Source organism: Flavobacterium cerinum, from assembly GCF_004028155.1.
In the GTDB taxonomy this organism is placed as follows: domain Bacteria; phylum Bacteroidota; class Bacteroidia; order Flavobacteriales; family Flavobacteriaceae; genus Flavobacterium; species Flavobacterium cerinum.
In genome coordinates this window covers 22,625-44,339 of record NZ_SBII01000016.1, presented here as the reverse complement: position 1 = coordinate 44,339, position 21,715 = coordinate 22,625, and the positions used below count along the sequence as shown (strand labels likewise).

At 39.6% G+C, this 21,715-nt stretch carries 29 protein-coding genes; 7 read left to right on the top strand and 22 right to left on the bottom strand.

The features are described from left to right. Positions 1-11 precede the first annotated feature (11 nt). The 3 genes from thiH to EPI11_RS17695 all read left to right on the top strand — a co-directional run bounded on the left by thiH (position 12) and on the right by EPI11_RS17695 (position 2,541). A complete protein-coding gene (gene thiH / locus EPI11_RS17705; RefSeq protein ID WP_128391330.1) occupies positions 12-1,130 on the top strand; it encodes a 2-iminoacetate synthase ThiH in 1,119 nt (372 codons plus the stop codon). An 11-nt stretch (positions 1,131-1,141) separates the two neighbouring features. Further along, positions 1,142-1,852: a HesA/MoeB/ThiF family protein gene (locus EPI11_RS17700; protein ID WP_128391329.1), complete on the top strand. Its 711-nt coding sequence runs from the start codon at positions 1,142-1,144 to the stop codon at positions 1,850-1,852. 389 nt (positions 1,853-2,241) lie between these two features. Beyond that, positions 2,242-2,541 (top strand): hypothetical protein, encoded by a 300-nt coding sequence (locus tag EPI11_RS17695; protein WP_128391328.1) that lies wholly within the window; start codon positions 2,242-2,244, stop codon positions 2,539-2,541. An 89-nt stretch (positions 2,542-2,630) separates the two neighbouring features. Here EPI11_RS17695 and EPI11_RS17690 read toward each other — a convergent pair whose 3' ends face one another. From EPI11_RS17690 to EPI11_RS17590, 22 genes are all read right to left on the bottom strand, one after another. After that, the gene (locus EPI11_RS17690) at positions 2,631-2,897 is read right to left on the bottom strand and encodes a hypothetical protein (RefSeq protein ID WP_128391327.1); all 267 of its coding nucleotides are present in this window, start codon (positions 2,895-2,897) and stop codon (positions 2,631-2,633) included. 11 nt (positions 2,898-2,908) lie between these two features. Then, positions 2,909-4,939 (bottom strand): SGNH/GDSL hydrolase family protein, encoded by a 2,031-nt coding sequence (locus EPI11_RS17685; RefSeq protein ID WP_128391326.1) that lies wholly within the window; start codon positions 4,937-4,939, stop codon positions 2,909-2,911. Beyond that, a complete protein-coding gene (locus EPI11_RS17680; RefSeq protein ID WP_128391325.1) occupies positions 4,936-5,370 on the bottom strand; it encodes a hypothetical protein in 435 nt (144 codons plus the stop codon). Before EPI11_RS17680 ends, EPI11_RS17685 begins: the two co-directional genes overlap by 4 nt. Position 5,371: 1 nt before the next feature. Beyond that, positions 5,372-6,229, bottom strand: a complete 858-nt coding sequence (locus EPI11_RS17675) for a phage baseplate protein (protein ID WP_128391324.1) — start codon at positions 6,227-6,229, stop codon at positions 5,372-5,374. 4 nt (positions 6,230-6,233) lie between these two features. Then, complete coding sequence (locus tag EPI11_RS17670) at positions 6,234-6,518, bottom strand: hypothetical protein (RefSeq protein ID WP_128391323.1); 285 nt, start codon at positions 6,516-6,518, stop codon at positions 6,234-6,236. Positions 6,519-6,690: 172 nt separating this feature from the next. Further along, complete coding sequence (locus tag EPI11_RS17665) at positions 6,691-7,542, bottom strand: nucleotidyltransferase (RefSeq protein WP_128391322.1); 852 nt, start codon at positions 7,540-7,542, stop codon at positions 6,691-6,693. Then, positions 7,543-7,845: a LysM peptidoglycan-binding domain-containing protein gene (locus tag EPI11_RS17660; RefSeq protein ID WP_128391321.1), complete on the bottom strand. Its 303-nt coding sequence runs from the start codon at positions 7,843-7,845 to the stop codon at positions 7,543-7,545. 9 nt (positions 7,846-7,854) lie between these two features. Beyond that, positions 7,855-8,205, bottom strand: a complete 351-nt coding sequence (locus tag EPI11_RS17655) for a hypothetical protein (RefSeq protein WP_128391320.1) — start codon at positions 8,203-8,205, stop codon at positions 7,855-7,857. Beyond that, complete coding sequence (locus EPI11_RS17650; protein ID WP_128391319.1) at positions 8,202-8,486, bottom strand: hypothetical protein; 285 nt, start codon at positions 8,484-8,486, stop codon at positions 8,202-8,204. The genes EPI11_RS17655 and EPI11_RS17650 overlap by 4 nt, the downstream gene beginning before the upstream one ends. Positions 8,487-8,488: 2 nt before the next feature. Then, positions 8,489-8,677 carry a hypothetical protein gene (locus tag EPI11_RS17645; protein ID WP_128391318.1) on the bottom strand — a complete coding sequence of 63 codons (189 nt, stop codon included), beginning with the start codon at positions 8,675-8,677 and terminating at the stop codon, positions 8,489-8,491. Further along, positions 8,677-9,201 carry a hypothetical protein gene (locus tag EPI11_RS17640; protein WP_128391317.1) on the bottom strand — a complete coding sequence of 175 codons (525 nt, stop codon included), beginning with the start codon at positions 9,199-9,201 and terminating at the stop codon, positions 8,677-8,679. Before EPI11_RS17640 ends, EPI11_RS17645 begins: the two co-directional genes overlap by 1 nt. Before the next feature lies 1 nt (position 9,202). Then, complete coding sequence (locus EPI11_RS17635) at positions 9,203-9,775, bottom strand: hypothetical protein (RefSeq protein WP_128391316.1); 573 nt, start codon at positions 9,773-9,775, stop codon at positions 9,203-9,205. Further along, positions 9,772-10,236, bottom strand: a complete 465-nt coding sequence (locus tag EPI11_RS17630; RefSeq protein ID WP_128391315.1) for a CHAP domain-containing protein — start codon at positions 10,234-10,236, stop codon at positions 9,772-9,774. Before EPI11_RS17630 ends, EPI11_RS17635 begins: the two co-directional genes overlap by 4 nt. Positions 10,237-10,244: 8 nt before the next feature. After that, positions 10,245-11,240, bottom strand: coding sequence for a large ribosomal subunit protein uL4 (locus tag EPI11_RS17625; RefSeq protein ID WP_128391314.1), 996 nt, complete (start codon positions 11,238-11,240; stop codon positions 10,245-10,247). Further along, positions 11,240-11,836: a DUF6046 domain-containing protein gene (locus tag EPI11_RS17620; protein WP_128391313.1), complete on the bottom strand. Its 597-nt coding sequence runs from the start codon at positions 11,834-11,836 to the stop codon at positions 11,240-11,242. Before EPI11_RS17620 ends, EPI11_RS17625 begins: the two co-directional genes overlap by 1 nt. Beyond that, on the bottom strand, positions 11,833-11,988 hold the full coding sequence (locus tag EPI11_RS19040) for a hypothetical protein (RefSeq protein WP_164879208.1): 156 nt from the start codon (positions 11,986-11,988) through the stop codon (positions 11,833-11,835). Before EPI11_RS19040 ends, EPI11_RS17620 begins: the two co-directional genes overlap by 4 nt. 38 nt (positions 11,989-12,026) lie before the next feature. Further along, on the bottom strand, positions 12,027-12,401 hold the full coding sequence (locus EPI11_RS17615) for a hypothetical protein (RefSeq protein ID WP_128391312.1): 375 nt from the start codon (positions 12,399-12,401) through the stop codon (positions 12,027-12,029). A 3-nt stretch (positions 12,402-12,404) separates the two neighbouring features. Further along, positions 12,405-12,821 (bottom strand): hypothetical protein, encoded by a 417-nt coding sequence (locus tag EPI11_RS17610; RefSeq protein WP_128391311.1) that lies wholly within the window; start codon positions 12,819-12,821, stop codon positions 12,405-12,407. Continuing rightward, entirely contained in the window at positions 12,821-14,062 is a 1,242-nt protein-coding gene (locus EPI11_RS17605; protein WP_128391310.1) for a DUF2586 family protein, read from the bottom strand. The genes EPI11_RS17610 and EPI11_RS17605 overlap by 1 nt, the downstream gene beginning before the upstream one ends. 3 nt (positions 14,063-14,065) lie before the next feature. Beyond that, positions 14,066-14,467 (bottom strand): hypothetical protein, encoded by a 402-nt coding sequence (locus EPI11_RS17600; protein ID WP_128391309.1) that lies wholly within the window; start codon positions 14,465-14,467, stop codon positions 14,066-14,068. Between the two features lie 12 nt (positions 14,468-14,479). Next, the gene (locus EPI11_RS17595) at positions 14,480-15,388 is read right to left on the bottom strand and encodes a phage major capsid protein (protein ID WP_128391308.1); all 909 of its coding nucleotides are present in this window, start codon (positions 15,386-15,388) and stop codon (positions 14,480-14,482) included. 5 nt (positions 15,389-15,393) lie between these two features. Then, positions 15,394-16,524, bottom strand: a complete 1,131-nt coding sequence (locus EPI11_RS17590; RefSeq protein ID WP_128391307.1) for a Clp protease ClpP — start codon at positions 16,522-16,524, stop codon at positions 15,394-15,396. Between the two features lie 156 nt (positions 16,525-16,680). Here EPI11_RS17590 and EPI11_RS17585 point away from each other — a divergent pair, with 156 nt between their 5' ends. The 4 genes from EPI11_RS17585 to EPI11_RS17570 are packed head-to-tail and all read left to right on the top strand — an operon-like array spanning position 16,681 to position 21,714. Further along, positions 16,681-17,121, top strand: coding sequence for a helix-turn-helix domain-containing protein (locus EPI11_RS17585; protein WP_128391306.1), 441 nt, complete (start codon positions 16,681-16,683; stop codon positions 17,119-17,121). After that, positions 17,121-18,689: a hypothetical protein gene (locus EPI11_RS17580; protein WP_128391305.1), complete on the top strand. Its 1,569-nt coding sequence runs from the start codon at positions 17,121-17,123 to the stop codon at positions 18,687-18,689. The genes EPI11_RS17585 and EPI11_RS17580 overlap by 1 nt, the downstream gene beginning before the upstream one ends. 1 nt (position 18,690) lies before the next feature. Continuing rightward, entirely contained in the window at positions 18,691-19,137 is a 447-nt protein-coding gene (locus EPI11_RS17575; protein WP_128391304.1) for a phage protein Gp36 family protein, read from the top strand. A 60-nt stretch (positions 19,138-19,197) separates the two neighbouring features. After that, a complete protein-coding gene (locus EPI11_RS17570) occupies positions 19,198-21,714 on the top strand; it encodes a phage portal protein family protein (RefSeq protein WP_128391303.1) in 2,517 nt (838 codons plus the stop codon). Position 21,715 lies beyond the last annotated feature (1 nt).

The following is a 21,715-nucleotide window of genomic DNA, read 5'->3' as shown; positions in this document are numbered from 1 at the left end:
TACAAAAAGCAATGACTACGTTTAAAGATGTTTTCGAAAAATATGATTGGGATACCATTCAATCTAAAATACTTGCTATTACATCTCACGAAGTTGAGTGTTCCCTTGCCAGGCCTAAGCGTGATATAGAAGATTTTCTGACACTCATTTCTCCGGCGGCTTTGCCATACCTGGAACAGATGGCAAGGATGAGCAGAGCCATTACACAAAAGCGTTTTGGTAAAACCATACAAATGTATGCACCCATGTATCTTAGCAATGAATGCCAAAACATTTGTACCTATTGTGGTTTTAGTCTGGACAATAAATTGAAAAGAAAAACACTGACAGATAGTGAAATAGTAAAAGAAACTGAAGCTATAAAATCGGCAGGTTTCGATCATGTTTTATTGGTTACAGGAGAAGCAAATCAGATTGTAAATATTAATTATTTTTTGAATGCTATACATCTGATAAAAGATAAATTTGCTAATATTTCTATTGAAGTTCAGCCTCTTAGTGTAGAGGAATATGTAAACCTCCATAAAACCGGTGTATATTCGGTACTTGTATATCAGGAAACATATCATAGAGATGTTTATAAGCAGTATCATCCGAAAGGGAAAAAATCAAATTTTGATTTTAGACTCGAAACGCCTGATAGAGTAGGTAAAGCCGGTATTCATAAAATAGGTCTGGGCGTCTTGTTAGGATTGGAAGACTGGCGTACTGATAGTTTTTTTAATGCACTCCATCTTGATTATTTACAAAAGCAATACTGGCAGAGTAAATATTCTGTTTCATTTCCGCGACTGCGTCCTGCTGAGGGAATTATAGAACCAAATTTTATTATGGATGATAAGGACATGGTACAGCTTATTTGTGCTTACCGTTTATGGAACGAAGATCTTGAAATTTCTATTTCTACACGCGAAAATGAAAAATTCAGGGATAATATAATTTCGCTTGGTGCAACAAGTATGAGTGCAGGCTCTAAAACAAATCCCGGTGGTTATGTAGTAGACACTCAGTCTTTAGAGCAGTTTGAAACGAGTGATGAACGTTCCGCACAGCAAGTTGCAAATGTAATTTCTGAAGCTGGTTATGAACCGGTTTGGAAAGATTGGGATAAAATATATACTTCATCTTAATATAACTACATATGATTTCTATAGATAACTTTTTACGATATAACCGACAGATGATGCTCCCTGAAATTGGAGAAGAAGGACAGGAAAAAATAGTGAATGCCAAGGTTTTGGTTATAGGCGCCGGGGGTCTTGGCTGTCCGGTCCTGCAATACCTTTCGGCAGTGGGTATAGGTACTATAGGGGTAATTGATTTTGATGTTGTAGAACTACATAATTTGCATAGGCAGATCCTTTATAATGAACAGCAAATAGGACAATCTAAAGTGGTATCGGCAAAATCAGCATTAGAATTATTAAATCCTGCAGTTGAATATATTGTTTTTGATGAAGAATTAAACGCTCAAAACTGCAACTCGATAGTAACAAATTTTGATGTTATTATAGATGGCAGTGATAACTTTTCCACACGTTATCTTGTTAATGATACATGCGTAAATATCAATAAACCATTGGTTTATGGTAGTATACTTAAATTTGAAGGTCAAATAGCGGTATTTAATCATAATGGAAGTAAAAATCTAAGAGATATTTTTCCTGAACCGCCTAATCCAGGCGATGTACCTAATTGTAACCTGAATGGTGTATTAGGTACACTTCCGGGAATTATTGGTACCATGATGGCGCATGAAGTGCTAAAACTTATTGTTGGTTTAAAAGTACTTCATAACGAAATACTACTTATTGATACGTTAAACCTAAATTTTACGAAGTTGAGCTTTTAAAGAAACCTTCGCTAAGCTATTTTAGTAACTTCAGTATGAATAGTTGCAAATAAATCCTTAGGGTATAAGTGTTTTAATATTAGTTGATTATAAGTTTTTTAAATTTGTTTGAAATGTTGTGATTAGTTGCTGCTAATTTTAAAATAGTTATGTTAGTGTTGAGATCATAAATTACTTCCTGGATTGTTAATTTTATCATAAAAATTAGCTTAATTTGTTTTTAGGAATCTTCTTGTATCCATAATCGGCAAAACCAAAACGGCAAATTTTAACCCCAATGGTTTATAATCCGGCGTTCAAATTTAGGTCATTTTTTAATACCATTTAAACACCGTTTAAACGATGTTAAAAGCCCGCTCATTGAGTGGGCTTCTTTATATCTTTACTGCATGATTGATTTTAGCACACGCAACAAGACAGAAAGTATATTCAAACACCTGCAAATTACGACCTCTACAACGGTGCAAGCTTACGACCCTTTGCAAGAGTACCGGGTTAACTGTGTATTCGCTAAAGGGATTAAAAACGACTTTAGTTGCAGTGAGATATATGTCAATGTGATGGCTGAGAAATGGCGAGCTTGGCACTTCAAAACATGGGAAAAACGCACTAAAGAAATACCTTATGTATCTTATATTCAGCATTTCAAAGAACAGGGCATTATACGAGTAGGATTTAGAGATAAATAACAAAAAAACCCTGATTTCACAGGGTTTTTCTATACTATTTATTTGCGTATATCATTGTAAATCACTATCTTTATATAGTAATTGAGATACTACGTTCTCTTTATTTCTTCTGCCATATCACTTACGATCAAGGTTTTGTTTTTTGCTAAATCGCTAATCGTTTCATCTTTTTTTGTGTTACCTGTTGACGCACCAAAATAATAAGCCACTACACTACTGGTTAGCGATACGATTGCTATTAATATCTGATCGTTTGGGTTAGTATGGTTAAACAGGTTAACAAAGTAATATGTGAAGCCCAAAAGCACTATTACAAGAGCCAGTATAGGTTTAATATTTTCTGATATTTTTTTCATAATTTAGATTATTAAGGTAATGCTGTTATAGTTATTGCTCCGCTTGTAATTTGCATTCTGTAACGTGTACCAGTTACTGTATCGGTCATTATAACGCCTTTGGTCGCGTCAGTAATTTCAATATCGCTAGTGGCTTTAATTTTACCTCCAACCTGCAATGCCTCGCCTGTACTAATAATATCACTTGAACCCACAAGAAAGCTTTTTGTAAACATTTGTATATCTTGTGTAATTCCCGCGTTCCTTGCACTTATATAACCTTTAGTTGTGTTAAACTGACCCAAATACAAGCTCACGCCCGATAATACACCAATTCTTGTAGCTCCTTCAACTTGAAATTTATAACCAGACTCAGGGTATGGGCTACCGATTGAAAATTCGTTCCCGGTGTCATAACCTAAAGACTGTCTAAGTGTTCCGTCAGGATTAGAAGCGGGAATGTAGTTTGTTGGTACTTTGGGAACAGTTAACGCTCTTCCTGTTGCATCATCACGAACCAACTGAGAAACGTTACCACTTGTCCATGTTCCGGGACTTCCAATATATAACTCACCTCCATTTTCAATAAGATATAATATTGCTTCATTTACAGGGGATGCATACCCAACCGATAATGGTAACACTTCACTATCTTTTCTACTATATGCCTGTACAAATGCTTTTCCTAGGTCTGGTCTATACAATAGTTCAAGTCCGGCTGTATCGTTCGCAGGTGTTGTGTTATTTGTAACCCTTATACCTCCTGACTCCATGTTAGTATAATATCCATATTCTTTGCCTAACAATAGATTTAACTTGCTTTCAATAAATTTTGCGACATAGAAGTAACCTTTGTTATTCAGATGCAACCAGTCCGAACGCATTGACCATGCTATATCACCCGCAGCGTGATCGGCTACATCCTGAGCGTTTGAGGCATCGTAGATGCGTAATAAATATCTTTGTAGATCAAGAAATTTTGAGCCATACAAAGCCAGTAGTTCATCGGTTAAAGTTTCAATTGGGCCATCACCGTCAGTTGTGGCCTTTATTATTCCAACAACTAAATAATTATCATGCCCTAACGCAGCGATCATTTCAGCTAAATCAGCTTTTACCGTTTCAGGATCACCATAGTTATTCCTGCCTACCCAAAAAATTGTTGGTAAATGCCAAAGTTCCGGATGCTCAAAAAACCTCGTTTTAATTTGTGTTGATGTTTCACCCGGCACACCTTGATTATAACACATTACATTAGAAAGAATCGAAAGCGTAGCAGGGTAATTACTATTTCCTGTACTGCCAGCACCTGCTGTTAAACTGTCGCCCCAACAAACTATTTTGGTTGGGTTGTCAGTAATTACAGTCCATTTTGAGACAATTCCATAGTTAACCGGATAATTGTTGTTGTCATAATTTGAGATGTGAACTATGTTAGAGCCGTCAACAACTACATCACCATTATTATATATAGTTCCAGTATTATAACTGCCTCGCCATTTACCAAGTTTTATCCAGTTAGGAGGCGATAATAAAACAGGATCGGTATTATTAGTTGTAAGACAGTAATAAGCCCACCCACTTCTTGATACTATCTTTCCTGCTGTATATGTGCCGGGTAACCATTCTGCAACATAAGTGCCTCCATAGGAATTTAATGACCAAGCTTCTTTCTCGCTAAGTAATAAAGGTTCGGTTTCGTTTGAATTAGAAGTGCTTTTAAAAACATAAAGCACTGAGTTAATCTCTTTAGTAACTACTTGCCCCTCGCTATACTCTCTTTGCTTCCACGCCGAAAACCCCGATGCATCAATCCAGTCAATACCGTCATGCACTTCTAGTTTACTTGTTACATCATTAAGCCTAAGCCTACCTTTCATTGGCACATCGGAGAACAAATTATCAGAGGTAACCGGTAGCCATAAAGCACTATTTGCACCAATCCCGCCACGTGTTATTGTAGCTTGGTTGTTTGCTCCTGATAGCGTTACCTTAGTTTGGCTCTGTGCGAACCCGCCCAACGAAAAGAGGGCGATTAGATAAATTAAAAATCTTTGTTTCATTGTATTGTGTAATAGATTAAATATTTGATGTCTTTTTCGAACTCCCAGCCTTTTAAAATTCCCGTTTCAGGATCAAGTGTAAAGCCATCGGTTAAGAACTGATTTTGAAAGGCAATACCGTTAAATTCAACATTTTTTAAGTTGTCGTGCTGTAGTTGTCCAATGTCCTCATTTACTGAGATAGTCATAAACCTACAGGGGTTTTTAAGCTTTTCAAACTCTGCTTGGTGTGCATTTGGATCGATTAAATGACCGTCAAACTGTTCTTTTTCTGCTTTTGCATCCAGTAGCTCTATAAGCTTAAAAACCTTAGCCAAGGGAATAGTTTCATTTTTGTGATAAAATGAAAGAAAGGTTTGCCTAAACTGTTCCTGCGTAGGTTCTTTACCTGTCGCGAACCAACCAAAAATTATATTTATATCTGTTGCCATATTATAAACCTGTGTACATTATGTAAGCTACCGTATAGTAAGGCGGGCGGTTTTCGTGTGGTTGATTGCCACCCGTCGAATCAGTATTAAAATTGTGGGAATGATTACCCGCCCATGAAGTCTCACCGCTATTAGGCTGATTTCCGTTAGGCTCAGCACCCGACGTAATAACATACTGTCCTGCATCGCCGTTGTCACTGTTTGACCCCTTTAGAACCATGCCTGTATGCTTATGTTCCCCCGATGCTATTGTAGTACCGACGTGGTAGTGAGCGGGCATGTGCGGTTCAGATAATTGCACCTGTTTCGAGCCACCTGTTTTGCCAATTGCGTTATAATCTGTATCTGTTGGATTATACCCAACAAGGAACATTCCTTTAAGGTTTGGCGTTCCGTTAGTTCCGTCACATAATTGCCATCCGGCAGGTATATTGGCAACAAGTCCGGTGTATATTTGAGGGTTTGTTTTAGGCGGCAATATTCGGCTTTGAAGCTCCAAAATTGACATTGGCTTTTTGAAGCTCGCCCAAGTAACAGAACCTAGCCCGCTTGCAAATGTTACATGACGCTTTATTAGAACGGGTTTTAATTCCCCGTTTTTAAACTCTTTGCTGATTGTTTGCTCTATGATCTTTACGTTAGTTCCGGTTACACCGCCTACAAAATTGAAGAGTTCACCATTAAAGAAAACAACGCCATTAGTTGTGCTAGTGCCTACTTTTTCACAACCTGAAATGATGGAAAAATTTCCCGCTAAATAGCCAAAAGACTGCATTATGCTTAATGCGCCCTGCAACTCCTGTAACCTGTCGGCCTTTAATGGCCATCCACCTGTTTGTAAAAACTGTAATACGTCCATTTTTCTAAATTGTTAGTATTGCGTATCGCTTGCCACCTGCTTTATAAAGCTTAATAAGTGAGTGAAGCGCATGTATTTGATTTGTATAAATTTCTTCCGGTACATATACTATAAAATCGAGTCCGGTGTCTGCCGTTTCAGCCTCAGTGTAGAGCCAAAGGGTATCATCTAAATATTCGTCCTGATCTTCCGCATCCGTATAGATGTATGTTGTTTCGTTTGTTTGGCCATCACCGATATAAATACGCCTTTGCACTTTATCGAATCTGTCATTTAGGGCTTCTCGCATATAACACACTTGGCCTGTGTGTGTCATTATATAAATATTGTCTTTCCTGAATTGAAGCCAATTATAATGACTGCTGATTAAAGGTGCTAACAAAGCTTTTGCAAATAAGGTGATCCAAGATGTTCTTTTAAAGGTTGGGGTATTCTCAAGGATTAACACCCAAAAGTTTAGATCAAACCACATAAGGCAAATAATTTATAGTATCAAAACCCATTGGCATGTAATAACCACTTTCCGGTATTGCCCTTACATTTATGATTGTCGGCTCACCGTAACCGGATGTATCTGTATCAATCCAAGAGCTTTCAATAATGTTAACATGCGGTATTTTTATTCCTGGTACTTGCTGTAGCTTATCCACAAAATTTGCGATCACAAACTCACCGTTGAACGGCAGCTCTTTCATGTATTCGTTTATTGCATCATTTACAGGATAATTGCCGTTTAAAATGCTCATACCGTTTGCCGTTAATAACTCAGGATCATAATACATGGTCATATTAAAATATAACCTGTCCGGCAAAAAGTTAATAACGCGTACCTGAACGCCAGCGATTTTAAATTCTTTTACATACGCCTCAAAAGCGATTTTCTGAGGTTGTGGTATTGGAGATAAAACACCATTAACTTCACCCGCGATTTTTATTATAACTGCACTACTTCCCTCACTTTCATTAACGGCCGCATACTTAACTACTTTTGAAGCCTCGATCTGCTCAAGAGTGGCATTGCCATTGTCATAATAATCGCGATCAGTAATTAAGATAAAACCGTACTGGAACTTCAAGGCCATTGTTCTGTACCAAGTGAGTCGGCCAGTTTTCTGATTTAATTTTATTTCATCCATTTCAATAGAATGCGTGTCAAGTATCTGCTCAAAAGTATTTATTGCAACTGCCACGATATAAATAAACAACCTGAAAACAGCCGTTGTACTAACTGAGGTAAAAAAGGCAGACAGTACTATATCGGCCTGTACTGCTTTGTGCATTTCATTTGCTATTTCTACTGTTGTTCTTGCCATTTATTTAACTTTAAAAGTTGAGCCAATTCTCATATAACCAATCCCTTTTTGTCTAGGTTCAAAATCAGTAATATTTACTGCTGTTGAAAATTTGATGCGCTGCCTGTCAATAACCGCCATCACCTCTGTTTTTTTTGTTTTGCTTTCAGGTATTATTATGGATTGTCCCGGTTCTAAGCTGTCAGTTGTAGAGAGGTTGTTAGCCCTTGCGATCTCAAAAGCTCCCTGAGCGTTTCCGTATTCCTGATTTGCTATATCAAAAAGGCTTTGCCTGTTAGATATTACCACCGTTTTTACTGCCATAAGCCTTAATTATTCTTCGAGTTCTTTTACTCTTTTCCTTAGGGCGGCGTTCTCTTGTCCTAACATTCTGTTTTTGCTTTTCAAAAGGTTAATTTCATCTTGTTGAAGATTTGCCTTTTGCTCGTAAACTGAAATGATGTCCGAAAATTTCTTATCGTATCGTGTGCCAAGATCATCAAGCATAATTTTATAATAATCACTAAGCTTTATTTCATTGTCGATCTCTTTACCTTTAGCATCTGCCTCTTTTTCTTCTGCCGATGCATTTTCGTACCTCCGACGAAAAAACCAACCACTAAAACCACCTAAGACAGTTCCGATTCCCCCGCCTATGGCTACATATAATTCGTTTATAGTCATACTTTAATTATTAGATTGTCTAAGTCGTTGCTTATTTCAGGGTTTACATAGCCATCAAGCTCTAACTGTATTGTAAGGTCACGTATAAATTTCTCTTTACTGGCCGTTGTAGATTTAAGGTATCGGGATGCTCCAAAACCGACTAAGGGAAATTGTTTGTATTCACCCGGATGAGCCAAAAAAATACAGTTTACATGTTGTTGATCACTTTGACCGATCACAAAATCACCGTTTTGAATGAGCGGGTTAAAATCGTCGTCTAAGAGAATATCTAGGTTCATATTTATACTAATTTACCGTCTACTAAAAGCCCCCCGTTTGGCGGGCATGTTCCTACTGCCTGTCCGCTTTTCACATACGCCTCGAATGCATCGGCCAGTTGTTTTGCCCTTTGCTCAGCGTTGTTCTGAGTAGTAGGCTGTGTAAATATTGTTACTAGGGCTTGCTCTAAGGTTGCTTTATCTAAGGCCATTATTCAATAAGTATTTTGTTCAACTTGTTTTTATTCCCGGTTATGATCTTATTCTTTATCGCTGTAATTACCGGAACGTCTGGAGTAACACCAATGGAGACCACAATTTTTGAAACTTCCGTACACAGATCGCCAAAACTGTCTTGAAATTCGTTAAGGACTGTCTTTAAGTTTTCGCCCTTGTTAGTGATTCTTACACCGTTTTGCTCAAGATCAAACTGTAAGCTCTCGATCTTAACCTCTACTTTTTCAACTTCTGAGCATGACAACAAATAAGCTTCGTTAACATCGTTCTCAATGATCGCACATAACACCTCGCTATTAACTTTCGGCACGATCTTAAATTTGTTCTGTTGTGCATCATCTATGACCGAATGAAAACGTACTCCTATCAGGTCAGGCAAATTGTCCCGGCTAACATCAAGGTCGTTTTCCCTGACCTCTTTTACTGTCCCGGAAACAACCGCAACAATAAGCTGTTTCTTAATCATTGCATCAACGGCCATCCTGAAAGCTTCAAACATTTTAAAGGGGTTTTAAAGGAGTTTTAAATCGGTTATAAATTACCCGGCATATAATTATAATAATGAGCAAAGGGATAATTAGCCACCATACAGACCAAGCGAAAACAGGTTCGGACTTTGTATCTTTTTCTTTAGTCTTAGAACTCCCTTTAATAAAGCCCTCAGATTTTCCCTGAGAGCTTTTTTTTATATCATTCTGTTTTGTGGCCTCGGTTTTCTTTTCTTCCCGGTGCTTTTCTTTTGAGTTGGTTTTAGTTTCCGATTGGCCACTCTCAATAATCCCGTTAGTAACGTTAAATTTGTTGCCGTCCGAATCTTCATAACTCACAGGCTTATCGCTATCTATCGGGGTAATTTTTAAACCGTTTGAGGTCACTACGCTTATCACTTCTTTTATACCCTCTTGTACGATAGCCTCGCTTACTGTAGCTTTTGATTTATCGGTTAAATTGTCGGCGTTTTCAGTGACTTGGCCAACATCAATATTGCTGTTTTGTTCAGACTTGGAAGTCTGCCGGGTTTTACATCCTATTGCAAAAAATAAGATCGTAAGTAGTACTATTGTTTTTTTCATTTGTCTAATATTTTTGGGTGAACAAAAATTACATCTTTCACGCTTCGGGTTCTGCTCATAACTTGCCCGCCATTGCTTTGATTGGTTAATGAAGTATTCCCCTCAATAGTAAAAAACTCCTTTCCTTTTGTTTTCCACCCATTAAAAAGACCAACATGATCAGGTTTACCGTCGGCGTTCCAATCAAAAAAAACCAAGTCACCTACCTGCGGCGTATTAGTTACTTCACCATTTTTCTTAAAGTGTGCTACAGCAGTTTGACAACCTGCAAAACCTTTTTTAAAACCGATGTTACCAAGACTTACACCTGCCTGATCATACACCCAACTACAAAAGATACCGCACCAAGCAACTCCGTTCATTCCAAACCATTTACCATACTTGGTTTGATTACTGTTAGCCGGGCTTTCTTTTTGGCCTACTTCTTTGAAAGCGATTTCAATTATTTTCTGTCCTTTCATTTATTACTTTATAATTTCATTCCTAATGTGTTCTCACGCTTAAAGCCATCATTGGCGTTAAAATCTATGGTTACAGCTTCGATCAGATATTTGCCCGCTCTTTCGCTGTTTACATAGTTTGGGTCGGTTATATCAAAACCGTCACCCGGTTTGGTTCTGGGCAGTCCCCAAGTTGGAATCTTGCCCCTGTAACCGTCAAAACTCAAAGACTTATATGTCTTTTCGGTTAGGTTCTTTAATTCGTCTATTGTCTTATCGGTATAATGCAGGGTTCTAATAGCTCCGTTCTTATCGCCAAAATCATACTTGAGCCGCTTACCTTTCCGGTTAATAGAAATCCCTCTTAACAGTATGTTTAAATCCTGCTTTTTAATGAACTTCAATTCGTTAGACTCATTAGCTCTAACATTGCGATTAATATTAATCGGGTGAGAAACAATAGGCTTGACATCGATCATAAACCCAACCGTTAGTACTTTGTTTTTAAAGTAACTGTGTAGGCCGTAATTTGTTCTTAGCTCTTCTAAAACCTTATAGGCCGATGCAGTAGAGATCGTGAATTTGCCGAGGCTTACATTATCAATCACGTTGTACTGATAACCCGGTGCAATATACCTGAGCAAGTCTAAGAGCTTGAGATTTGTAAACGCCTTTGTAAAACTCGTTCGCTTCAAATGCCACATATCATTTTCGCACTCTATTTCGAGCGGCACATCCGCACCAATGGAGCTAACAACCCCCAAAAATTCCTCTTCATTATTCCCGTCATATCCTAAGCTTATCGTTACAGCATCACCAACCTTAATGTATTCGGTAATGTTTTTGCGGGCAAATGAATCAACGTTCCCGTTTACGATCACAGAATTATACTCACGAGGTATAATGATCTTAGCCGTATCGGTAGGCTGTTTGATACTTCTTTCTATATGTATTGAATTTACCCTATCAAACTGCACATTGCCAATGGTCACATGACAAGTCATATTGTAATAAAGAAAATTCATTATAGATTTGGATTAGTAAGAGTGAACGATACCGGGGATATGCTACGGGCTATGAGTGCAAATTGTATCGTGTCTTCAAAACCCTGTACCGGGCTAAACTCAATACCTGTAAAATAGATCGTTTTAATATCCTTATCAAAGAACTGTGTACCTACTACATCAACTACGTTGTTGTATTTAAAGAGGCGGTAAAGCTGTTTAATGATGTCCTCAGGGTAACGCCTGTTTTTAACATCAATCAGCAAACCCCTCATTCTAATGTCATAGGGTCGTGTACCCCAACGCTCAATAACTAAATTATCTGTACCGTTGATCTGTGTTTCGATCAGGTCTTTATCTTGAGTAAAATTTATTATTGGCGGTGGGGCAATCAACCCATCAAATTCACTCGCTAAGAGCATATCGCCAAATTTTAAAGAGTTTCCATCATAAATAAACTCCATACCCTCAAAATCTCCCTCAGCATCCGGATAAGTGACCACGCTATAATCATTTGATACTCTCACCGCCGTGGGTGTTTTTGTAGTGGCTAAAAAGCCGAAAGCCGCCGCGTATCTTCCGCTAAGGGATATAATGAGTTCCTGTGAATTTGTCATAATAAAACACCATCTTTTAAATTGCCTAGTATTCCTTTTTCTGCTAAGAACTTAACCTGTGCCCACTTTTCAGCCCATTGCGCATCTGTTAGATTTTCGGGAAAAGGGATGTGTAAAAAATGAGAGATAAAAGCATCAATCTTTAATATCATATCTTTTGTTTGACTGAAATGTAAGCCCGGGCAGTCCTCTAAAACTTTTTTACCCTGCCGTCTCTTATCGGGACAAGCTCAGCCAATAACGTTACGGTTGTCATAAACAGCGCATCGTCTGCTAAAATTTCCTCTAGGTGCGTTTTAACGCAGTTCTTTACTAAAATCTCCTGTGCCTTTTTAGGGTTAATGTCGCCATACTTCATGTATTGGGACATGGTCGACCTGTCCGGCACTACAGCAACAACGTTGTAAAATTCTGCTGTTTCGTCACTGGCCGGAACTTCTAACATCCTTAATCTTGCTTTACCATATTGATTAATAAAAGCCTCCTTTTGAACAGGTGTTACTATAGCCGACAGACATAATTCGTTATGTTCTGTATCTTGTTTTTTTATGATTTTATCTTCCATTTTTTAAATTGGGTTGTTGTATTTTATATCTAAAACAAACAGGGTGTATTGTTTATTCAAGCCCATGTCACCTGTAACTTCACGGCCTTGATCTTGGAATTTTGCGATAATAGTATCGTTAACCGGAATATTGTAGTCATTAATAAAAGTGACATTAATATCAAAAGGTTTAATTTTCAGCAAATCACCACCAGCCGCCGTTTCAATAGGTGTAATATCATGCATCATTACAGTAATCGTGGCCGTTGGCGTAATTTTACCTTGTGACCATGATGTAGCCCTATTTTTAAGCGTATGGTTTAATTGATGCTCTTGCTCGGTGTTATAACTTATCTCGACAATCTCTAAAGGGATGCCGTTAATAGTTGCCTCAGCGTCACCGCTATCGTATGCCTTACTGTTTCTTATAATTGTAGACATTACAGACTTGATTTAAGGTTAGACGTTCCTCTAATTTCTCCTATTGTACCATAAGGCACAAATGCGTAACTTGTTTTTAAAACCTTTTCAGTTACGAGGTCACTCGTTGGGTCAACATACATTTCACCTGCCGATATTTCCTTACGGCGCACCATATCTCCAAACACTGTATCACCTACACCTTTAAGGTACTTTTGCACACCGATGGGTAGTAGACCAGTGGCAGGGTCTACCGGGTAGGATTTCTTTATTTTAGGCAGTAAGACAGTTCTTAAAAGCCTCAGGGCTTTGTCGTGTGTTCTGCCGTACGCTATGGAATGCTCATTAATATTACCATCCGAATCCTTTACGATCTCTACGCAAACATGGTCATTGTTCCATCGTACGCCGTCCATTCCTGAATACTCCAAACCAAATATGTAACCCTTATTTTCAAGAGTTTGCAAATCACTATATACTGCCGTATTAGTTTCGTGGGAAGAAAGACCAGGAATAAGCCATGCGTCTTTTGTAGCGTCGGTCAGGTTAAACACTTCATTGTCTCCGATGTTCTGCTCAACTGTTGCGGCCGAAAGCGTTCCCAAAGCCGTCCCAACGTCGGCAAACTTTTGTGCTAATCCTGTTTTAGTATCGGCATATTTCCAGTCCTGCCCGTTAACGATGCTCACTTTCGGAGCTTCAACGTTAAGAATATCCCTAAGATCGGCGGCGGCGGCGGCGGGTGATGTATAAGAATGTCCCTCAAGTAAAACCTGTAACGGGAAGTTCTGTTCAAATGCCCAATCGGCTAAAGCCTGCGCCTTTGGTATAGAGCTATATACATCGGTTGGCAATCCGTTTAAGCTTACAGGTACGGCCGTTGGGTTCATGGCAATAGCTAATTGTCTAACCTCGCCTTTAGCCTCAATAACAAGCTTTTTGGCATATTCCGGCTTATCCAGTATATCGGCCATTGTAGTAGCAACCGGAACAATCATTAAATACAATTTCTGACCTTCGCCCGCCATCCTGTAAAACTCTTTTAAATGACGGTAGGCATGTTGGTTGTTAGTTGTATCAACTGCCGCAGTAAAACCCAAAGCCTGTATGTCGTTGGAGTTCATAAGCGATCTCACAAGCCCGTGAGCCAGTCCGGCAGTGGCAGTCCCGGCAATAATAATTGCCGAGATACCGTCACTTTTATTGATCGTATTTGCTCCTATACGCCCTTTTTTTATATTAACACCGCTTATATCTGACATAGCTTAGGCTTTAGGTTCTTGCGTTTCTCCTGCATTATCTTCTACCGGGGTAGGTTCTTGCGCTTCTTCCGCTTTATCCTTTACCGGGGCAGATACTTTTACCGGGGGCTTAGCGGTTGTTGGTTTAGCAACCGGGGGTTTCTTAGTTGCTGGCTTAGCAACCGGGGGCTTGCTGTTAACCGTTGCCTTTGTTTCTTCTTCCGGTGTTTCTTCTGAGACATCAGTATCAACCGATGATCTAAGGATTTCCGTAACCTCTTCTTTTGGCTTGGAAACGCTGTTTTCAGCCAAATTGCGACTTGTAAAAAACTCACTTTTGTTGTTCACAAATAAGTTTTGTACCGTTGGATTAGCGGCAAATATCTTTGCCGCTTCCTGCTTGTTTTCTTTAGTTATTTTTAGCATAATTGTTTTTTATTAAACAGTTCCCGAAACGATTGCGGCCATAGCTCTTTGTTTAAGCGGCAACACAATGTAATTATGTCTCATGTTGTATTCCCATTGCTGTCTCCTAGGCTCAGGTTTTGCCTCATAGTTCTTAGTTGAACCGGAAGCCTTGAAAGTGTTAGGTGCAAAAAAAGCTATTGAAGCCTCATTTGCTCCTGCACCCGGTACAGCTCCAAAACTTACTTTGGTTTTAGCCGCTACATTGAAGTAAGGCATGTCCACATACCAGTAAATTGTAAATCCAAAAAGTTTTGATTTTAGCTTGTTACCGTCTAAATCAGTAAACTGGCCAACATACTTTTGATTTTCTAACGCCCAATCTTCTAAGTCGCCTAAGTGGTCAGAACCCAAAACTAAAACACGCCCCTCAGCAGGAATTTTTGCTTTATTCCATGCCCTGCTAAGCCCCTGAATATCTTTAGGGATACATTTTTTACGCCCTGCTCCATCATCCGGGCCGGTTGTGATCAATACGGGTGTATTTACGGTATTGCCCGCAGGAGCTAAGGCATGAGCCGCCTTAGAGTGCTTTTTCGACATGATCGCTTTGGTGTGTTTTTCCTGCACTTTTCTGATCTTATCGTACGCAATGAATTGTAGCTCATCATCAGTAACTTTTGTAACCGCCGTTTGATATTTATCTAGTGTTATTGCTATATCAGCGTCGGTTTGGTCTGCTACAGGCAAATCGTAGGTAGTATTATTAATCAATACTTCCGGATCAGCCCCAATGTCGTTAAGGTGTATCACCTCGTTTTCGTTCCGGGTCGCAACGACAAGCTGTGACTCATCGGGAATTTCATTTAAGAAACTCGCATCTTCAGTAGCACGGAACTGTTCCACTGCCACCTGTGTCCAAATCTGTTGATTTAATGCCATTTCTATTAAGTGTTAAAAGGTTGGTTAAATTTTGCCTCGTACAAAGCCGCAAACGCTTCCGGGTCTTTCGATGCCATAGCTTCAATCTCGCGGGGTGCTTCTTTTTGGTATTTGTCCCAATCCCAACCCTCACGGGCTGTAACGCCTGTTGTAGTGCCGCCTTTTTTGAGAACAGAGTTAATTGGTGTTCTAATTCCTAAACCTGATATTACCGTTTCTAAAGCGTCAATACCCGATGTTTTGCCAATATTCTCATAAGTGGCTCTTTGTACGGCTGTGATCTTTTTTTCGCTTTCGGCAACATCTAAAATGGCTTTGATCTTAGCCTCACGTTGTGAGGTTATAGCCGTTTCCAAGCTAGTAACCTGTGCGGTTTTGGCTTCTAGTGAAGTTTGTAACGTGCTAGTTGAGTTTTTAAAGTGGTCTTCAAGTGCCTGAATGACCGCCGTATCGGATGACTGGGCATTTACACCCGCCAAACCGAATTTTGCAATGATTTCATTTTTCATTTCTAAAGGGTTTTTATTATCGTTTAAATCTTTATCCTCCACTGCAACCATTAAGGCCGCAAACGAGCCAAAAGTGTTATCAAGGTTACTTGTAGGGTCTTCTAATTGCTGAGTTTTTATAACAGGGTCTACTATCTCGTCAATTAGCTTAGCTTCTAATGCTTGCTCAGCGTCAAACCAATTATCACCAACAAGCCATTTTTTTACATCAGCCTCGGTTTTACCTGTCCTGTTGATCAGTTTTTTACTGAAGTTCTTTTCTATTGATCGTAACAGCTTGGCACTGGCCTCGTGTTGTGAAGCGTCACCACGTGTATAGCCGGACGGCGCATGTATCATTAAGAAGCCATTTTCAACCATGTACACCTTACGGAAAGCCATTAGCAGGACTGCCGCCATTGAGGCCGCGATACCATCTACATAAGCGTCGCAAATAGATTTTGCATTTAGAATAGCATTATACATCAGGTTGCCGTCAAACACAGAACCGCCGTTACAATGCCAGTGTACGTCTATAACCGGGAAATTCCCGTCAATGGACGAAAAACACTGTAAAAAATAAGTGCCGTCACCCTCCCAGATTGTGCCGTATAAAAACAGTTGGTTATCCTTGATTTTGATTATCATAATTGCTACTTCGTGTTATTCTTTGGCAAACATCGGGCGAAAAAAGCACGCCCGAAAACAACTCAGAAACCGTTGCGAACTTTGTTGAAACCGTTGCAAACATTTGATTTTATGAGGGTTTTGTTTTGGAGCTTTGCTCCAAAACCGCGCGTAATTATGAGTGTATTATCGAACGAGAAAAAAAGAGCCATCGCCGAAAGGTTGTTTGTCAATGATGGTATGAGTTGTAAAGAAATATCTACGCAAATAGATATTTCTGAGCAGACCCTTAGCAAGTGGAGAAAAGGCAGAACCGGGGAAAAGGATTGGGATGCGCGCCGTGCGGAAGTGATAAGCGCACCTCACGTCATTAAGGAAATTTTACTTAAAGAGCTTAAGCTCGTTGCCGAGGGTGAAAAACCAAACGTCGACGCCGATGCTCTTGCAAAAATCTCAAAAGTTTTAGAGACCGTTTCCGGCAAAGTATCGGTTCAGATTATACTGTCTGTTTTTAAAGAGTTTGACAACTGGATGGCTGAACAAGACCCTAAAACGGCGGTGCTGTTTACAGAATATCATAAACGATTTTTAATATATAGAATTAATCAGGAGGGATAATGGATAAAAAGTGGGAAAGGTTAATTAAGCAGTATGAGGAACATTGCAGGCGTATACGCAAAGCAACTACTGTTAACATAAACGAAAAGCCAAGCGAGAAAACCAAACGTATTGAGGAGTTAGCAAAAAACTATATTAAATGGTTTGAGTTCTATTTTCCAAATTACGCCAAAAGCCCTTGTTCATGGTATCAAAAGGAAATGGCAAGACTTCTGATAAAATTTAAAATCATTAGTCTATTGGCTGAGATATTCCGTTCGGGTGCAAAATCTGTACATCTAGGAATGGGTATTCCTTTGTTTTTATACTTTACGAAAGACCTCTTTTATATGTTGCTTATTGGCCAGACAGACCCAAAGGCCAAAAAACTTATAAGCAAACTACAATCTCAGCTACAACATAACCAAAGGTTAATAAATGATTATGGTAAACGCTACAATTATGGAGACTGGACAGGCGGCGACTTTACTACTATTGACGGGGTAAAGTTTAAAGCCTTGAGTATTGAGCAATCTGCAAGGGGTGAAAGTGAGGAAGAAAACAGGCCGGACTATATTCTCATTGACGATGTTGATACAAAGAAACGTTGCAAAAATGATAAGCTTAGCCGTGAGGCTTGCGATACAATTTGGGAAGACATAAGGGGAACATTTGACGAGGGTGGCGAAAGACAGCGTTTTGTGGTTGCAAATAATAACTTCCATCCTAATACGGTAATAAACCAACTTAAAAAACAATTCAAGCTCATTAATGAAAAAGCAAAAGCTGCAGGGCGTAAAAGCCGTCATTTTATAGTTACAGCCAAAGCCGTAAAAGACTTGTCCACATTTGAACCCAATTGGCCTGAAAAAACAAACGCCGAATATTGGAGGGTAAAATATGACGAGACCCCTTACAGGTCATTTATGAGGGAATACCAACACACCCACGTACAAGACGGGGTAATCTTTAAACCTGAGCAAATACAATGGAGGCAAAGATTACGCTTTGATCAATACGATGGCCTTTGTTTTTATGGTGACTTGTCCTATAAAGATGCAGGAGATTATAAGGCCATGATACTTGTTGGTAAAATTGGGCGTGAATTTCATGTATTGGCTGCATACGTTAGACAAACCTCACGAACCAATGTAGCAAAATGGCTGTACGATTATGTGTTCGACAATAAGCTCCTTAATTACAATGTGAAATATAAGATTGAGGGGCTATTCGCTCAGGACGAATTTGTCAATGATTTTGATACCGAGGGGGACGATCGCGGATGGTACATACCTGTAACCTCAGATAAGAAAAGTAAAGAAGGAAAATATGACAGGATTGAGGGAATGAGCGGATTTTTTGAAAGAGGGAATGTTTGGTTTAATGAGAAATATAAAGGTTCTACAGACTTTCAAAACTTAGAAGATCAGTTACTAGCATTTGAAAAAGGAAGCGGGGCAAATGACGATGCGCCGGATGCACTCCAAAGTGCAATCAAAGAAGTGAACGAAATATCTTTTATAAACAAATTCGATACACGCACCAGTTCAAGACGTGAAATATTAGACAAAAAGAAAAACCGATACTAAAATGAGATTTCTAAACGATACCGATTATACGGCTTTGATCAGGAATGAAATAAAAGCCGCTCTTACGAGCAACTACACCGACACCAAGCTCTTTACAGCCGAAAACATGGCCGTATCACAGATCAAAAAGTACGTAGCGGGTAAGCACCCTATAGATAAGGTTTTTGTGAGCTATGACCCAACCGACCCGGATGCAGTAGACAACAGGGATGCCTATATAGTAATGCTTTCGATCGACTTAGCCCTGTATCACCTGTATTCATCAACAGCCCCCAACCTGATACCCAAACATAGGAGTGAACGCTATCAGGATGCTTTGGACTGGCTCAAAGGAGTGGCATCCGGGACATTCGTTTCTGATCTGCCACCTTATGAAGATGAGGGAGGCGAAACCATGCTAAACATAAAAATATCGAGCAAATACCCAAGTACAAACCAACGTTGGTAAACAAATACCGTTAAAACACCTTTAAAACTCAAACGTAACGAACTTATAACATAAAAACACATGAATATATTCGGGTTCAACATATCGCGCAACACAGCGAATGTAAACAACAAAGTAGCAAGCACGAGCAGCGCACGCGATCGGGTAAACGACAATGACAAAAAAATCATCGATCAGATCGTTAAACAATATACTGACAGATCACGCAAAGACATTGACAAGTGGCGTTCTGGTGAAGCCCTTGCGATGCATCCGGAAAAGCCCAGGTATTACCAATTGCAGGATGTTTTTAATGACCTCAAGAAAGACGGCCATTTTAAGGCTCAGGTGAGGTTGCGTAAATACGCAACGTTAAATACAAAATTTACAGTTAACTCAGAAGACGGACAGACCAATGATGAAGCAACTAAGTTTTTAAACAATGCTTGGTTTTATAGCTTTCTTTCTAAGTCATTGGATGCAATAATTTTCGGACCGACTCTTTTGGAGTTCTTAAGCTTTGACGCTAAAAGAGCAAAGTTTCAAATGATCCCACGCCGTAACGTTGTGCCGGACATGCAGGCAATTTATCCGGATGTAACAAAAGACGATTACATAGATTATAACGACCCTTATTATGATAACTGGCTTATTGAAGTAAAAGACGATGAGACCGAATTTGGTTTAATAAATGACATTATACCAAACCTGATCTGGAAACGTAACGTTTCACAGTCGTGGGCTGAGTTTTGCGAAAAATTCGGGCTTCCGCTTATTACGGCTACTACCAACTCAACCGACCCCAAAGTAATTGACAAGGTTGACTATATGTTACAACAGCTTGGCGAAGCTTCAACCGCCGTTTTCCCGGTTGGCACAACTATAGAATTTAAAGAAGCCAACAGAACCGACGCTTATCAAGTGTATAACGAGTTCATTAAAATGAACAAAACCGAAATATCAACAGCCATTGTTGGGGGCAATATGATCACCGAAAACGGTTCATCAAAAAGCCAAAGCGAGGTACACGAACGTAACCTTGATGACAAAATAGCGGAGGCCGATAAGAGGTTTATAAAATTCTTAGTAACTGATCAGCTTTTGCCTTTACTGATCGCTCAGGGTTACGGCTTCTTTAAAGAGACCGACACTCTCGAATTTGACCAAAGCCACAGTTTAGAGCTTGACAAGTTTTGGCCAATTGTTAAAGGTATTATTGAATCCGGTTATGAGCCTGAAATCGATTGGATTTCTAAAACGTTCAGTATCCCGTTAGTTGGTAAAAAAAAAGTCTCAATTGAACCCGTAGCAAAATATGAGAGTATATCGGGAAAGCTTAACCTACCACATTACCCGGATGCCTGTTGCGAGGGCGTGGTAGCAGTATCAAAAGGCTTTGAAAACAGGCTCAAAGACTACCACGACAAACTAATACAGGAGGTTTGGGACAACAAAGACACCCTTAGCACCGAGGCGCAATTAATAGCAAACGAGGGTTTGGAGTTCCTGAAAGGGTTACAGGACGGTTGGGGCAAACAAAGGATAAAAGCCGCATGGAACGCGCCCGACCATTTAGCCCTGAGCATGATGGAGTATAACCTTTTTGAGTTTGCCGAAAGCAAGACCGAGGCAAGGTTAGCCACTTTGTCTGATCTGTTGATCAATAAAGACAAAGCGCAAATACGATCGTTTGCCGAGTTCAAACAGGAGGCTCTTAAACAGACCGACAATTTTAACACAACGTGGCTCGAAACCGAATACAATTTATCGGTAGCAACCGGGCAGACCTCGGCGGCTTACCTCAGGTTTATGGCCGAAAAGGATAATATAACCTCATTCGTACAATACCAAACGGCAGGAGATAACAGGGTACGCCCGGAACACGCCTCGCTAAACGGTAAAATATTCTCATTGGACGACAAGGAGGCTATGAAGCTATGGCCACCTAATAGCTATAACTGCCGTTGTGAAATGGTACAGTACATCGGCAAGACAGACGGCAGGATAACAAGCGGCAAGGATGCTAAAAAGGCATTGGGCGAAAAGTTCGACGGTTCAAAATTCGACCTTAACCGGGGCGATCTTAAAGAGGTATTTACCAAAGCTCAGATGTACGCTAAAGAAGAGGGCAAAACAATTGAGAAAATGACCTTTGACAAAGCCTATGACCTTGAGCCATACAAACAAATGAAATCATTGAGCAAAGCTCCAATTGATAACACTATAACCCCTGAGAACGCAAAAGAACTGTTTAAGGAAAGCGCACCGGGTTTAATGGCATTTGAAGACTATTTAAAAAGGAAAATGGTAATGACCAAAAAGAATTTTAACACCCATACACAAGGCAAATATGTTGCGCCTGGGGAAGATAGGCACAAGATCTTCCCACTTGTAAAAAATGCCCTGTTATCGCCTGACGAGGTTTGGTTAAAACCTAAAACGAAACAAACTTTTTACCTGAGCTTCTTTGAGGATTTTGTACTAGCTGTCCCGGTTAATGTGGGCAAGCAACATAATGAGGTTGGTACGTGGTTTAAAATGAAAGTCGATGAGGGAGTAATCAGGAGCGGGGTTTTAATCCATAAAAAAAAGCTTTAAA